Source organism: Pseudomonas sp. TCU-HL1 (assembly GCF_001708505.1).
Classification (GTDB): Bacteria; Pseudomonadota; Gammaproteobacteria; order Pseudomonadales; family Pseudomonadaceae; genus Metapseudomonas.
On record NZ_CP015992.1, the window covers coordinates 293034 to 307620 of the forward strand.

14 protein-coding genes and 1 pseudogene are annotated in these 14587 nt (G+C 64.3%); 6 read left to right on the forward strand and 9 right to left on the reverse strand.

Features of this window, described 5'->3' with window-relative positions; translation table 11 throughout:
* The first annotated feature begins 75 nt into the window (after positions 1 to 75).
* Both THL1_RS01395 and THL1_RS01400 read left to right on the forward strand, forming a co-directional pair.
* Positions 76 to 1008 carry an SdiA-regulated domain-containing protein gene (locus tag THL1_RS01395; protein WP_069081606.1) on the forward strand — a complete coding sequence of 311 codons (933 nt, stop codon included), beginning with the start codon at positions 76 to 78 and terminating at the stop codon, positions 1006 to 1008.
* A gap of 125 nt (positions 1009 to 1133) precedes the next feature.
* Positions 1134 to 1268: pseudogene (locus THL1_RS01400) on the forward strand (NirD/YgiW/YdeI family stress tolerance protein); the annotation flags it as partial.
* A 284-nt stretch (positions 1269 to 1552) separates the two neighbouring features.
* Here THL1_RS01400 and THL1_RS01405 read toward each other — a convergent pair.
* From THL1_RS01405 to THL1_RS01435, 7 genes are all read right to left on the reverse strand, one after another.
* Positions 1553 to 2584, reverse strand: a complete 1032-nt coding sequence (locus tag THL1_RS01405; protein WP_069081607.1) for a histone deacetylase family protein — start codon at positions 2582 to 2584, stop codon at positions 1553 to 1555.
* Between the two features lie 33 nt (positions 2585 to 2617).
* Positions 2618 to 4009, reverse strand: coding sequence for an APC family permease (locus THL1_RS01410; RefSeq protein ID WP_069081608.1), 1392 nt, complete (start codon positions 4007 to 4009; stop codon positions 2618 to 2620).
* 423 nt (positions 4010 to 4432) lie between these two features.
* A complete protein-coding gene (locus THL1_RS01415) occupies positions 4433 to 5476 on the reverse strand; it encodes an extracellular solute-binding protein (protein ID WP_069081609.1) in 1044 nt (347 codons plus the stop codon).
* A 29-nt stretch (positions 5477 to 5505) separates the two neighbouring features.
* Positions 5506 to 6294, reverse strand: coding sequence for an ABC transporter permease (locus tag THL1_RS01420; RefSeq protein WP_069081610.1), 789 nt, complete (start codon positions 6292 to 6294; stop codon positions 5506 to 5508).
* Entirely contained in the window at positions 6291 to 7205 is a 915-nt protein-coding gene (locus tag THL1_RS01425; RefSeq protein ID WP_069081611.1) for an ABC transporter permease, read from the reverse strand. Before THL1_RS01425 ends, THL1_RS01420 begins: the two co-directional genes overlap by 4 nt.
* Entirely contained in the window at positions 7202 to 8251 is a 1050-nt protein-coding gene (locus THL1_RS01430; RefSeq protein WP_069086376.1) for an ABC transporter ATP-binding protein, read from the reverse strand. The genes THL1_RS01425 and THL1_RS01430 overlap by 4 nt, the downstream gene beginning before the upstream one ends.
* Positions 8252 to 8550: 299 nt before the next feature.
* Positions 8551 to 9567: an AraC family transcriptional regulator gene (locus tag THL1_RS01435; protein ID WP_069081612.1), complete on the reverse strand. Its 1017-nt coding sequence runs from the start codon at positions 9565 to 9567 to the stop codon at positions 8551 to 8553.
* Positions 9568 to 9686: 119 nt separating this feature from the next.
* Between THL1_RS01435 and THL1_RS01440 the strand changes: the two genes are divergently transcribed.
* The gene (locus THL1_RS01440) at positions 9687 to 10610 is read left to right on the forward strand and encodes an SdiA-regulated domain-containing protein (protein WP_069081613.1); all 924 of its coding nucleotides are present in this window, start codon (positions 9687 to 9689) and stop codon (positions 10608 to 10610) included.
* Here THL1_RS01440 and THL1_RS01445 read toward each other — a convergent pair whose 3' ends face one another.
* Both THL1_RS01445 and rpiA read right to left on the reverse strand, forming a co-directional pair.
* Complete coding sequence (locus THL1_RS01445; protein ID WP_069081614.1) at positions 10611 to 10943, reverse strand: YegP family protein; 333 nt, start codon at positions 10941 to 10943, stop codon at positions 10611 to 10613.
* A 100-nt stretch (positions 10944 to 11043) separates the two neighbouring features.
* A complete protein-coding gene (gene rpiA / locus THL1_RS01450; protein WP_069081615.1) occupies positions 11044 to 11715 on the reverse strand; it encodes a ribose-5-phosphate isomerase RpiA in 672 nt (223 codons plus the stop codon).
* 142 nt (positions 11716 to 11857) lie between these two features.
* Here rpiA and ilvA point away from each other — a divergent pair, with 142 nt between their 5' ends.
* The 3 genes from ilvA (at position 11858) to THL1_RS01465 (ending at position 14534) form a co-directional block, all read left to right on the forward strand.
* Positions 11858 to 13372 carry a threonine ammonia-lyase, biosynthetic gene (ilvA, locus tag THL1_RS01455; protein WP_069081616.1) on the forward strand — a complete coding sequence of 505 codons (1515 nt, stop codon included), beginning with the start codon at positions 11858 to 11860 and terminating at the stop codon, positions 13370 to 13372.
* A gap of 216 nt (positions 13373 to 13588) precedes the next feature.
* A complete protein-coding gene (locus THL1_RS01460) occupies positions 13589 to 14047 on the forward strand; it encodes a DUF2269 family protein (RefSeq protein ID WP_069081617.1) in 459 nt (152 codons plus the stop codon).
* A gap of 19 nt (positions 14048 to 14066) precedes the next feature.
* Positions 14067 to 14534, forward strand: a complete 468-nt coding sequence (locus tag THL1_RS01465) for a DUF2269 domain-containing protein (protein WP_069081618.1) — start codon at positions 14067 to 14069, stop codon at positions 14532 to 14534.
* Positions 14535 to 14587 lie beyond the last annotated feature (53 nt).

Genomic DNA, 14587 nt, shown 5'->3' on the forward strand with positions numbered 1-14587 from the left:
GGTGGTGAACCATTTCACGGAACTTTCACTGGCACATGGCTATCTCTTAGCCACCCCATCGTCGAGTAGAACCCGATGCTGTTCCGCTTCCCGCAGTTCGTCCGTCGCCGCTGGCTGATGGTGGGATTGGTCGCCGCCGTCGCCGGCACTACCGCACTCACCCGTTACATGCACTGGGATGACCGCGCCCTGGTCTGGCTGGCCGAGCAGCAGCTGACCCAGGAGCAGCGCGCCGACAGCATCTGGCTACCGGGCTACAAGGCCGTGCTGCAAGGCAAGCCGCTGGCTGGCCTGGAGAACGACGAAACCTCCGACCTGGCCTACAACCCCGTTACCGGTACCCTGTTCACCGTCACCGGCAAGTCCCCGACTCTGGTGGAGCTGAGCCGCGAGGGCGAGGTGCTGCGCAAGATACCGCTGAAAGGCTTCTCCAATCCCGAAGGCGTCGCCGTGCTGGAAGGCGGCCATGTCGCCGTGACCGACGAACGCCGCCGCACCCTGTCGATCTTCGAGCTGGACCCGGAAACCCGCGAGCTGAGCGCCGGGAGCACGCCGGAGTTCGACCTGGGCTTCCCGGATTCCGGCAACAAGGGCTTCGAAGGCATCGCCTGGGACCCGGCCAAGGGTCGGCTGATCCTCGGCAAGGAGCGTGGTCCCGTTGCCCTGTTCAGTCTCGGCAGCGATGGCAACGATGCCCTGGATGAAATGCTGCGCCCGCTGCCGAGCTACGGCCTGGGCATGCGCAACCTGTCAGCCCTCAGCATCGATCCGCGCACCGGCCACCTGCTGGTGCTCTCCGCCCAGTCCAACTTGTTGCTGGAACTGGACGAGCAGGGCGAGCCCGTCAGCTTCATCAGTCTGCTCGGCGGCATGAATGGCCTGGAACACGGCATTCCCCGTGCCGAAGGCGTCGCCATGGACGAGACCGGCGACATCTACGTCGTCAGCGAGCCGAACCTGTTCTACGTGTTCCGCAAGGAGCTGGTCGTCAGCGCCGAGAAGGGTTGAGTAGTTCCGGTAGGGTGCGCCGCGCGCACCAAAACCCCGGCATGAGGTCGTTGGTGCGCATGGCGCACACCCGGGCAGTGTCGGTTCTCGCCGTTAAGCTTCGCTTAAGCCGCTTTTAAGCCTCGAAAGTGGAGATTGACGATGAAGACTGGCCGCCCATGTCCATCGATGACAAGGCCACCGTCAAGCTGACCGGCGAAGTGGATCGCGACCTGATGGGCCGCGAAGTGGATGTGGAATTCGTCGAGCGGGTGAACTGAGTCCCGTGATAAACCCTTGTGGGGGCGAATTTCCCCCCTGCACAAGGCCGCCCCCTTTCGCCTGGTCTGGACCGTAGGGTGCGCTGTGTGTTCAGCCGGGATCGGCTTCGGCACCAGGTCAAACCGCCGGTGCGCACGGCGCACCCTACCGGATCGGCTTCATCCTGCCAGCCCGGGCATTCGCATCGTCACAGGCAGAGCCGGTGACTCATGACCACGTCCGCAGGACGTGGTTTCCCAAGCTCAAATGAATTCGCCCCCACATCTGTCTCTCTTGGCGGCCCTCACGCCACGCTATCGAACCCCTGCAGCACATTGATCGCGTTGATGCCGATCTCCTCCACCGCATAACCCCCTTCCATCACGAAGAGCGTCTGCAGGCCGAGCTTGCCGATGATCTCACCCATGCGCAGGTAGTCCGGGCTGTCCAGCTTGAACTGTGAGATGGGGTCTTCCTTGAAGGTATCCACCCCCAGCGACACCACCAGCGCGTCCGGCGCGTACTCGGCGATCTGCCGGCAGGCGTCGGCGAGCGCCAGGCTCCAGACGGACCAGTCGATGCCCGAAGCCAGCGGGTAGTTGAAGTTGAAACCTTCGCCCGCCCCCACGCCTTTTTCGTCTGCGAAGCCCAGGTAGTACGGATACTCGAAGCGCGGATCGCCGTGGATCGAGGTGAAGAGCACGTCGACGCGGTCGTAGAAGATGTCCTGGGTGCCGTTGCCGTGGTGGTAGTCCACGTCCAGCACCGCGACGCGTTTGGCGCCGGCATCCAGCATGGCCTGCACGGCAATGGCCGCGTTGTTCAGGTAGCAGTAGCCGCCCATGTAGTCGGCAGCGGCATGGTGGCCCGGCGGTCGGCACAGGGAGAAGATGCCGCGGGCGCCTTTGCGCAGCTCGGCCTGGCCGCTGAGTGCGACGTTGGCCGAGCTGGTGATGGCTTGCCAGGTGCCGGCGGTGATGGGCGCACCGGCGTCGAAGGAGTAATAGCCCAGACGACCGTCGATATCGGTGGGCTCCACCTGGCGCAGGCGCCGGGTTGGCCAGGCGATGGGCAGCATGTCGTGGCTGCGGCCCTTGGCCTGCCAGTCGCTCCAGGCGTTCTTCAGGAAATTGACGAAACCCTCGCTGTGCACCCGCAGGATGGGCGACAGGCCGAAGTCGACCGGCGCCTGGATGGCGCCCAGGTTCACCGCCCTGGCGCGGTCCAGCACCATGTCGGCACGGCTCGGTTTCTCGAAGCAGGGCGTGAACTGGCCACCGATCAGCTCGTGCTTGCCGTGGTGCAGGTGGTGGTCGTCGGAATAGATCGTCAGCATCAGCGTCTCCTTTCGGCTAGCGGCTCGTTGGACTTACTCGAACTCGGAAAACTGCACCTGCGGTGCCTTGCGGCGGAAACCGCCGGTCAGCACCGCCAGGTAAGCCAGGCCCACGGCGAACCAGCCGAGGCCAATGGCCAGGGTCAGGCCCGACAGGCTGGTCCAGAGCCAGGCGATCAGCGCGAAGCCAATGGCCGGGATCAGGCCGTAGCGCGGCAGGTCGCCCGGCTGGCGCGGGCGGCCATCGAACAGGTGGGTGCGGATCACTGCCAGGTTCACGGCGGAGAAGGCCACCAGGGCGCCAAAGCTGATCATCGAGGCCAGGGTTGCGAGGTCGATGACCACCGCCAGCAACGACACCAGGGACACGATCAGGATGGCGAGGGTCGGCGTCTGGAAACGTCCCGACAGCGTGCCGAACAGGCGACGCGGCAGGATGCCGTCGCGGCCCATGCTGTAGAGGATGCGCGACACCGACGCCTGTGACGCCAGGGCCGAACCGGCGGCACCGGCCACGTAGGTGGCGGTGAAGAAGGCGGCGAGGAACTGGCCGCCGGCCTTGAACATGACTTCATTGGCGGCGGCGTCCACGTCCTGGAAGCTGCTGCCGGGGAACACCAGTTGGGCGACCAGTGCCAGCACGAAGAACAGCACGCCGGCCCCCAGGGTGGTGATGACGATGGCGCGTGGAATGTCGCGTTTCGGGTCACGGGCCTCTTCAGCCAGGGTCGATACCGCGTCGAAGCCGAGGAACGACAGGCAGAGCACCGCCGCGCCGGCCATCAACGGCGCCAGGCCAGGCTGGCTGCCGTCGCCGATGAAGGGTGCGGTGAAGTCGATGGGGGCACCGAACAGGCTCTTGCCGGCCATGGCCAGGAACACCAGGACGAAGATCACCTGCGCGATCACGATCAGGTTGCTCATGCCCGACACCGAGCTGATGCCCAGGACGTTCAGCACGGTAACCAGGCTGATGGCGCTGACCACGAAGACCCAGGCTGGCACTTCGGGGAAGGCGATGTTGAGGAACAGGCCGATCACCAGGTAGTTGATCATCGGCAGGAACAGGTAATCGAGCAGCAGCGACCAGCCGGCAAGGAAGCCCACGCAGGGGCCGAAACTGAGGCTGGCGTAGGAATAGGCCGAGCCGGCAATCGGGTAGCGGCGGACCATGAAACTGTACGAGAGGGCGGTGAAGATCATCGCCAGCAGGGTGGCCACATAGGCGAAGGCGGTGCGCCCGCCGGTCATCTCCGTCACCACGCCGTAGGTGGTGAAGATGGTCAGCGGCACCATGTAGACCAGGCCGAAGAACACCAGGGCGGGCAGCCCGAGTATTCGGCGCAGGGCTGTGCCCTGGGCGCTGTGGGTGTATTCGTTGGGCAGGCTGCCGCTGCTGTCGAGGTTGGCGGAAGGGGTGGTCATTATTCTTTTCTCCAATCTACTGAGCGCCGCTGGGCGGCGCCTGGGTCGCTGTGCGAGCCATCCATACGCGTGCGAGGCCGGGTCCGTTGCGCATCCGGCTGTGCGCGGGCAGTCAGTAAGGGTGGAGGCGGGGTGTCCGCTGGAAGGACGGAGGAAGGGCGGTGTGAAGCGCAAGCGCACGGGACATCTTCATATCTCTCTAGCCATTGTTCTTGTTGGATCGGCACCCGTCTGTGGGGCGCCCGCTAGTTGAATGCGCTTCGATTCTGTCAGTGGAATACCGGGGGCAGAACCCCGCAAAGGGTCAAAAAGGGATCGAGGTGGCCAACATCAATGGCCAGCTGATGGGGTAGGGTGCGCCGTGCGCACCGTGGATTGCGCGCGAACCGACTGGGGCGCGCGGAGCACCCTACTGGCGGGAGGTTATTTCTTCAGCTTGGTCCAGACCTTGCTGCGCAGGCTCAGGGCCTTGGGCGAGCAGAGCTTGAAGGTGCGCAGGCGGTCGAGCTCGTCCTGCGGGGTGTTGATGGCCGGGTCGTCGAAGAGTTCCTTCTCCATGAACTTGTCGGAGCCCTCGATGGTGTTGTTGTACTTGGCGAAGTTGGAGGCGGCGGCGATGTTCTCCGGCAGCATCATCCAGTTGATGAAGGTATGAGCTTCCTCGACGTTCACCGCGTCCTTGGGAATCACCAGGTTGTCGATGAAGACATGGATGCCTTCCTTCGGATAGACGTAGACGAGGCTGTCACGCTGGGCGTGGGCGCGATGGAACGCGCCGTTCCACTGCATGTGCATGGTCACTTCGCCGGCCGCCATGCGCTCGATGGTGCCGTCGCTGTTGTACATGGCCAGCAGCGGCTTCTGAGCCAGCAGCAGGTCCTGGATCTTCTTGGCTTCCTTCGGGTCCTCGGTGCACTGGTCGATGGACAGGTAGTGGGAGGCGGCGATGTAGAGGTCTTCGATCGAGTTCAGTGCCACGACCTTGCCCTTCAGCTCGGCCGGCGGCTCGAAGAAGGGCTTCCAGCTTTCATCCAGCTTGCCGCCCGGAACCTGCTTGCTGTCGTAGCTGTAGCCGGTGGTGCCCCAGAGGTAGGGCACGCTGTAGTCGTGGCCGGGGTCGTAGTCGAGGGTCTGGAAGTTGGCCTTGAGGTTCTTCAGGTTGGGCAGCTTGCTCTTGTCTAATTTCTGCAGCAGTCCGTCGCCGGCCATGATCTGGATGAAACTGTCGGACGGCACCACCACGTCGTAGGCGCCGCCACCGGCCTTGAGCTTGGCCAGCAGGGTTTCGTTGCTGTCGTAGGCATCCAGCGTCGCCTTGATGCCGGTGTCCTTCTCGAACTTCTTCAACAGTTCCGGCGGGTAGTAGTCCGACCAGTTGGCGAAGTGCAGGGTCCCTGCAGCCTGGGCCGAGCCGGCAAGGCCGGAGGCGAGCAGTACGGCGAGTGCGAGCGGGGTACGACGGGTCATGGTCAAGCTCCTTGCTGGTCGAGGACGGGTCAGCGCTTGCGCTGCCCGACGTAGTAGGACAATGCAACGAAGGCTATGGAAATCACGAGGATGATCGAGGAGATCGCATTGATCTTCGGCGAAATGCCCATCCGTATCGAGCTGAAGATGTACACCGGCAGGGTGGTGGCCCCGGCTCCGGCGACGAAGTAGGTGATGACGAAGTCGTCCATGGAAATGATGAAGGCCAGCATGGCGCCGGAGAGGATGCCGGGCATCAGCAGCGGGAAGGTCACTTTCCAGAAGGCCTTCCAGGGCGAGGCGTAGAGGTCGGCGGCGGCTTCGGCCAGGCGCGGGTCCATGCCTTCCAGGCGGGCGCGGATCGGCAGGTAGGCGAAGGGGATGCAGAACACCACATGGGCGATGAGGATGGTGAAGAGCGAAAGCTTGAGCCCGATGAAGGCGAAGAACATCAGGGTGGCGACGGCCGTGACGATCTCCGGCACCAGCAGCGGCAGGCCCAGTACCCCGCTCATCAGCGTCTGCCCACGGAAGGCGCGGCCGCGCATGCCTAGGGCGGCGAGGGTGGCCAGGGCGGTGGAGATCAGGGTGGCGAAGGTGGCGACGATCAGCGAGTTCTTTGCCGCGCGGACGATCTCCGGGTCGTTGGCCACCACCGAATACCACTTGAGGCTGAAGCTTTCCCAGATGGTCGCCGACTGCCCGCCGTTGAAGCTCAGCGCCACCAGCACCAGGATCGGCACATAGAGGAAGGCGAAGAACAGCCAGGCGGTGGGGCGCACACCGGTGAAGCGCCAGAGCGGGTTCTGCATGTTCATGGATGGCCTCCCCCGGCGGCCTGCTTGAAGCGCAGGCTGTAGAGCAGCATCGCCAGCAGCACGAAGCCGAGCAGGGCGAAGGACAGCGCTGCGCCCAGCGGCCAGTTGTGCGATGCGCCGAACTGCAGCTGGATCAGGTTGCCGATCATCAGCGACTTACCGCCCCCCAGCAGCTCGGGAATGATGTAGTTGCCCAGCGACGGGATGAACACCAGGATCGCGCCCGCGACTATGCCTGGCATGGCCAGCGGCACGATGATCCGGCGCAGGGCCTGGATGCGGTTGGCGCCGAGGTCGAACGCGGCTTCCACCAGGCGCCAGTCGAGCTTTTCCAGGCTGGTGTAGATGGGCAGCACCATGAACGGCAGGAAGGTGTAGAGCAGGCCGATCACCACCGCGACATCGGTGTAGAGCAAGCCAAGCGCACCGTCCGACAACCCGAAGACGCCGAGCCCGCTGTCCATCAGGCCGCCATTGCGCAGCAGCAGGATCCACGCATAGACCCGTACCAGCAGGTTGGTCCAGAAGGGCACGGTGACCAGGAACAGCAGCAGGTTGCGTTTGCGCTCGCTCTGCAGCGCCAGGTAGAGCGCGGTGGGGAAACCGATCAGCAGGCAGCCGACGGTGGTCAGCACGGAAAGCCAGAAGGAGCGCTGGAAGATCTGCAGGTAGTCGGTGTTGAACACCAGGCTGTCGTCCAGGTCGCGCTCGTAGAGAAAGTTGATGTACGCCTCCAGTGAGTACTGGTCCCACTTCACACCGCCGTAGTCGCCTGGCGCCAGGACCGACACCAGGAACATGATCCCGAGCGGCAGCACCAGGAACACCAGCAGGGCGAGCATGGCCGGGCTGGTCAGCAGCAGGCGCCGGCGCAGCTGGCGGCTCTCGGCCTGGGCGCGCAGGGTGCTCATTCGACCAGCACCCGGATGGCTTCGCCCGGTACCAGCACCCGCACCTTCTCGCCGGCGGAGTAGCCGTTCAGCGCACCGTTGCGGTTCTGCTGGCGTACGCGGAACCCGCTCTGCCCGGCGATGTTGAGGTGATAGACGGTGTCGGTGCCGACATAGACCACGTTCTCGATTTCGCCGGCCAGGTTGCCCTGCTCGTCGAGGCAGGTGCGCTCCGGCCGGATCGCCAGGGTCACAGGGCCACGACGCGGACTGAAGGCGCTGAGCAGCTGGCCGTCGGGCAGCAGGACGCCACGCTCCAGGGCTTCGCCTTCGAGGAAGTTGGTTTCACCGATGAAGTCCGCCACCGTGCGGTTCAGTGGCGCTTCGTAGATTTCCGTCGGGGTGCCGACCTGGAGGATGCGACCCTTGCTCATCACCGCGATGCGGTCGGACATGGTCAGGGCTTCTTCCTGGTCATGGGTGACGAAGATGAAGGTGATGCCGGTCTCGTGCTGCAGGCGCTTGAGCTCGATCTGCATGTCCTTGCGCAGCTTCTGATCCAGCGCCGAAAGGGACTCGTCCAGCAGCAGCACCTTGGGCTTGTTGGCCAGGGCGCGGGCCAGGGCGATGCGCTGTTGCTGGCCGCCGGAAAGTTGGTCGGCGCGGCGTTTTCCCACGTCCGGCAGCTTCACCAGTTCCAGCATGCGTTGCACCGTCTGCTCGATATCGCTGCGGGATAGCCCTCGCATCTCCAGGCCGAAGGCGATGTTCTGCGCCACCGTCATGTGCGGGAACAGGGCGTAGCTCTGGAACACGGTGTTGACCGGCCGGCGGAAGGGCGGCAGGCCCTGCATGGGCTCACCATAGAGGCGAATGACCCCGGAGCTGGGCTGCTCGAATCCGGCGATGAGCCGCAGGAGGGTTGTCTTGCCGCAGCCGGATGGGCCGAGGAGGGTGAAGAACTCGTTGGCGCGGATTTCCAGGGAAACATCGTCTAGGGCCTTCACGCCCTGCCCCGGATTGCCGAACTCCATGCACACACGGTCGACACTGATCGCGCTAGTCATGCTGATCACAAGCTCTAAGGGTTTGTTCTTATTGGGCTTTTCTTTTTCTGCGGGTGCAGCAGCCCTTGTTTGTCCCGATTCTGTCAGCAGCCTAGTAGGTGCAGAACGATAGATCAGGTCAAAAGGGGATATTTTCGGTCAACTTGTGGGGCGTGATAGAGCGGCGCTGGGCGCCTGCCTGTAGGGGGGATTTCAATCGCCAAGCAGTCCGCAGGTCTGCCCTGCAAGGTCAGCCGGGACAGCTGCGCTGTCCTTGGCGAATGAATTCGCCCCTACAGAAGAGCAGGTCGGAGAGATCGCTAGCGCCGATACAGGCTCGGCGACTGCCCGCTCCAACGCTGGAAGGCATGGCGGAAGCTGGCGGTTTCGCTGTAGCCGAGCTGTTCGGCGATCAGGTAGATGGGCAGGTCGGTCTGTACCAGCAGCTGGCGCGCCTTGTCGTAGCGCACCTCGTCCAGCAGGCGCTGGAAGCTGGTGTTCAGCCGCTGCAGGTGGCGGCGCAGGGTGCGCTCGGAGCGGTGCAGCTGGCGTGCCACGCTGTCCAGGTCGCAGGTCTCGCGCAGGTTGCCGGCCAGGTGCTGGCGGATCTGGTCGAGCACGTCGTGGCGGCTGTTGAGCTGGGCATCCAGCTTCAGGCACTGCTGCTGGCCATAGTGGCAGGTCACCGGGTCGGCCAGCGGCAGGGGCCGGTCGAGCAGGGTGCGGTCGAAGCAGAGGGCGTTGCGGGAGGCGCCGAACTCCACCGTACAGCCGAGTATCTGTTCGTAGGTGGTGGCATGCAGGGGAGGTCGGTAGCTCAGACAGAGGCGGGTCGGCCGGATGCCGGTGCCGAGCAGGTCCTGCACCACGGTGAGGAGCGAGGTCAGGCAAAGTTCACTGTTGAACACCGTCAGCTCCGGCGCATAGCGGTAGCCAATGGCAACCAGGCGGGCTTCCCGGCCATCCTCCTCCAGGCTCAGTTTGAAGTAGGTGCCCAGCAGCGCCGAATGGCCGATGGCGAGGGTCAGGGCATCGCGCAGGGTGCGGCTGGCGAGCATGGTGTAGCCGAGAATGCCGTAGGCCGAAACGTGCATGCGCAGGCCAAGGGACAAGCCCAGGGCTGGGTCCCGGGTACAGGCCAGGGCGTTGGCGAAAACCCGCAGCTCCTGCGCATGGGTGATCAGTTTGTCGGGGGTGTCGAGGTCGGCGCAGGCCACGCCGCTGCCTTCCAGCAGCCGTTCGCGCGCCGTTCCGCTGCTGGCCAGGGTCGCCACCGCCAGGGCGATGGTGTGCAAGGTGGTGAGCGCACGTTCTTCCGGTAGCAGTGAGGTGGCCATTTCCGTCCCCTTTTGTAACGCCTGTCTCGCCCAATGTGCGGGCGTTAAGCTTCAATTCAGGCAGTAGCCCGGTACGCTCTGTATCCTTCGCCGCGTCCTGAACTCCTGAGTCCTTGTCGATGCGCTCTCTTCTGACCCCGTGGCGGCTGGCGGCCGCTCTTTTGCTGCTGGTGCTGCTCCTGCTCGGTATTGCTGCCCAGCAGTTCCGGCTCTTCGAACGGGGCCTGTTCGTCCTGCAAGAATGGCGCCACGCCTCGGAATGGCGGGAACGCTCCATCTGGCTGCCGGACTACCGGGTTGCCATCGAGGCCAAGCCTATCGAGGGGCTGGCCGACGATGTATCCGCGCTGACCTACGACCCTGACCGCCACAGTCTCTTCACCGTTACCAACCAGCATCCGGAAATCATCGAGTTGTCCCTGGATGGCAACCTGATCCGGCGCATCCAGTTGGTGGGGTTCGGCGATCCGGAGGCTATCGAGTACATCAGCAAGGGCGTCTACGTGATTACCGACGAGCGCCTCCAGCGCCTGATCAAGGTGCGTGTCGACGAGGACACCACCTCCATCGATGCCAGCCAATCCCAGCAGCTCTCGCTGGGTATCGGCCTGTCCGGCAACAAAGGCTTCGAGGGGCTGGCCTACGACACGGTTGGCCAGCGCTTGTTCGTGGCCAAGGAGCGCGACCCGGTACGTATCTACGAAATCCATGGCTTCCCCCACACCAACCCGGACAAACCCTTCGCCGTGCACGTGGTCGACGACCCGAAGCGCGATGCCCGCCTCTTCGTCCGCGACTTGTCCAGCCTGCAATACGACGACCGCAGCGGCCACCTGCTGGCGCTCTCGGATGAATCGCGGCTGGTGCTGGAGCTGAACGCCGATGGCCGGCCGATCAGCACCCTGTCGCTGTTTCGCGGCATGCATGGCCTGCAGCGGGCGGTGCCGCAGGCCGAAGGGGTTGCCATGGACAACGATGGCAACCTCTATCTGGTCAGCGAGCCGAACCTGTTCTACGCGTTCCGCAAACAGGCGCGCGAATGATCAGCTCTCGTCGTTGAGGGTGGCGCCGGGGGCGTTGTTCTTCACCGAGTCGATGCCCGCGCTGGCGCTGGCGGCGCTGGCGTACATCTGGCTTTGGCCGATGACCTGGCCGTTGGTGGCCTTGAGCACGAAGTAGAACTTGCCGTTGCTGGCTGTCTTGCTTTCGAAGGCGCCGTCGCGAACGGCGTTCTTGCGCACGGAGTCGATGCCGTTCAAGGCAGAGTCCTTGGCCTTGTACAGCTCGCTGGTGAGGATGGTCTCGCCGTTGCCGGCGTTCAGGTTGAAATGGAACTGGCCATCATTGGCTTTCTTCAGGTGGAATTTCCCGGCCATGGGTCGTCTCCCGGTTCGGTGGCGGTGGACGGCGCCGAAGAGGCGCCCTAGCCATCAAATCTAGACGGTTTGTCAAAGTCCGCAGGCCGGGAGTCCACCGTCAGGCAGTCAGGCTCTTCACGCCGTCCTTGGTGCCGAGCAGCAGCAGGTCGGCCGGGCGGGCGGCGAACAGACCGTTGGTGACCACGCCGACGATGTTGTTGATCTGCTCTTCCAGTTGCACCGGGCTGTCGATGCGCAGGTTATGCACGTCGAGGATGATGTTGCCATTGTCGGTCAGCACGCCTTCGCGGTAGACCGGGTCGCCGCCCAGTTTCACCAGCTGGCGGGCCACGTGGCTGCGCGCCATGGGGATGACTTCCACCGGCAGCGGGAAGGTACCCAGGAGGGGGACCAGTTTGCTTTCGTCGGCGATGCAGATGAAGGTCTTGGCCACCGCCGCAACGATCTTCTCGCGGGTCAGGGCCGCGCCACCTCCCTTGATCAGCTCCAGTCGCTCATTGCTCTCATCGGCGCCGTCGACGTAGAACTCGAGGTCGCTGACACTGTTCAGGTCGTAGACCGGGATGCCGTGGCCCTTCAAGCGCTGGGCGGTGGCTTCGGAGCTGGCCACTGCGCCGTCGAAAGCCATCTTGTGCCGGGCCAGCAGGTCGATGAAGAAGTTTGCGGTGGAGCCAGTGCCGACACCGATGATGCTCTTCTCATCGAGCTTGGGGAGGATGACGTCGATGGCGGCCTGGGCGACGGCCTGCTTGAGCTGGTCCTGGGTCATGCTGTGGAGTCCGAATGGAGGAGTGTCGAGGGCGCGAATTATAGCCGGTCGGCGGGGCAAAACCCCGCATTCTCTGTGGTCGCCCGACGAATCCCTGCGGTAGACTCGGTCCTCCCGTGAAATACCCGCCAGTGAATCCGCGATGCTCGAAGAATACGTGAAGAAGACCCTGACCTCGCGCGTCTACGACGTTGCCGTGGAAACCCCCCTGCAGCCGGCCCGCCAGCTCACCGAGCGCCTGGGCAACCAGATTCTCCTCAAGCGCGAGGACCTGCAGCCGGTCTATTCCTTCAAGATTCGCGGCGCCTACAACAAGATGGCCCAGCTGTCCCGCGAGGAGCTGGCGCGCGGCGTGGTCACTGCCTCGGCTGGCAACCATGCCCAGGGCGTTGCGCTGGCGGCCCGCGAACTGGGCATCAAGGCCACCATCGTGATGCCGCGCACCACCCCCGAGCTGAAAGTGCAGGGGGTGCGCGCCCGCGGCGGCAAGGTGGTACTGCATGGCGACGCCTTCCCCGAGGCCCTGGCCCATTCGCTGAAGCTGGTGGAAGAGAAGGGCTACGTCTACATCCACCCGTACGACGATCCGGAAGTGATCGCGGGCCAGGGCACCGTGGCGATGGAAATTCTCCGCCAGCACCCCGGCCGCCTCGACGCCATCTTCGTGCCGGTGGGCGGCGGTGGCCTGGTGGCGGGTATCGCTGCCTTCGTCAAATACCTGCGCCCCGAGGTGAAGGTCATCGGCGTCGAGCCGGACGATTCCAACTGTCTGCAGGCCGCCATGGCCGCTGGCGAACGTGTGGTGCTGGGCCAGGTCGGGCTGTTCGCCGACGGCGTCGCGGTGGCGCAGATCGGCCAGCACACCTTCGACATCTGCAAGCAGCACGTGGATGAGGTGATCACTGTCAGCACCGACGAGATCTGCGCGGCGATCAAGGACATCTACGACGACACCCGTTCGATCACCGAGCCCGCCGGTGCGCTGGCTGTGGCCGGTATCAAGAAGTACGTCGAGCGTGAAGGCGTGCGCGACCATACCCTGGTGGCCATCGACTCCGGTGCCAACATCAACTTCGACCGCCTGCGCCATGTGGCCGAACGCGCCGAACTGGGCGAGAAGCGCGAAGCCATCATCGCCGTGACCATCCCGGAACGCCCGGGCAGCTTCAAGGCTTTCTGCGAGGCCATCGGCAAGCGGCAGATCACCGAGTTCAACTACCGCTACAACACGGACGCCGAGGCGCACATCTTCGTCGGCGTTCAGACCCATCCGGAAACCGATCCGCGCGCCGTCCTGGTGGAAGCCCTGCGCAGCCAGGGTTTCCCGGTGCTGGACCTGACCGATAACGAGCTAGCCAAGCTGCACATCCGTCACATGGTGGGTGGTCACGCCGCGCGCATCAGCGACGAGCTGGTGTTCCGCTTCGAATTCCCCGAGCGTCCGGGCGCGCTGTTCAACTTCCTCAACAAGTTGGGCGGGCGCTGGAACATCACCATGTTCCACTACCGCAACCACGGCGCTGCCGACGGCCGCGTGGTCGCCGGCCTGCAGGTGCCGGCAGAGGAGCGCGCCCTGGTGCATGCCGCCCTGGACGAGATCGGCTACCCCTACTGGGATGAAAGCGAGAATCCGGCTTATCAGCTCTTCCTGGGCTAATGCAGGCCGGGGTGCTGGACCGGGCGGCTGCTAGGCTTTGTACGAAAAGTCGTCGAGCGAAGGTCAGGCAAGGCGAAATCGGCCGAAGAAGCGCAGTTTACGCGTTGTAAATGAGCATTCTGAGGTCGATTTCAACGCAGCATCACCGAGCGCAGGCACTTTTCGTATAGAGCCTAGGCTTTGACTCAGTCGCCCACGCTGACAAGGACCCGTTCCATGGAAAACTACCTCGTATTCCGCATCCTCCACGGCCTGGCTACCCTGCTGTTCTTCGGCGGGCTGGTGGGGCTGGCCTGGTACGGCTGGCACAATTTCCGCTCCGGCGATGCCTCCGTCATTGGCCGGAGCCTTCGGCGCATCCTGCTGATCGGGGTGCCGATGCTGATCCTCGCCGCCGTATCGCTGCCGGTCAGCGGCTGGTGGATGGTGAACCTGGCAGGGTTGCCACTGGGCCAGACCTGGCTGTTGGGCGGCGCCACCCTCTATCTGTTCGGTTGCATCGCCTGGCTGTTGCTGTTCGGGCGCGTCGCACGACTGCGGGAGCAGTTCCTGGTCGAAGGCGGGCCGGCTTCCGCTCCTGTTCTGCGCAGCCTCAAGTTTGGCGCCGCCTATGGGCTCGTTGGCCTGCTGCTGTTCCTTGCCGTGCTGGCGCTGATGCTGGTCAAGCCACTCTGATGCGTTGCCCGTGCCCGGCATGATCCTGTATTTCCTGCTCAAGATTGCCCACGGCCTGTTGGCTTCCGTGCTGTTCGGTACGGTACTGGGTGGGCTGTTCTTTGCCATTCGGGCCGCCAGGAGCGGCGATGCCGGGCAGATCGCATCCACTTACGCGTCGCTGATGCGCCTTGAACTCTGGTTCATCGCAAGCTCCGCCATCCTGCTGCCGGTGAGCGGCCTGGCTCTTGCCAAGGTGGGCGGCTGGCCGTTGGGGCAGCTCTGGTTGCTGTGGAGTGCAGGGCTCTACCTGCTGGCGGCGCTCTGCTGGTTGCCCCTGCTCTGGCTGCAGATGCGCATCCGCAATCTGGCGCGCCAGGCGCTGAGAGATGGCAAACCTCTCGCACCGCAGGTGATCAGCCATGTGGTACTTCGCAGTGGGCTGGCGGTGGCGGCGCTGGCGCTGTTGGTGGCGGTGTATGTGCTGATGGTGATCAAGCCGCTTTGACCGGCTCGCGCTGGCTTTTCTCGTAGGGTGCGCTGTGCGCACCGAAACCACGG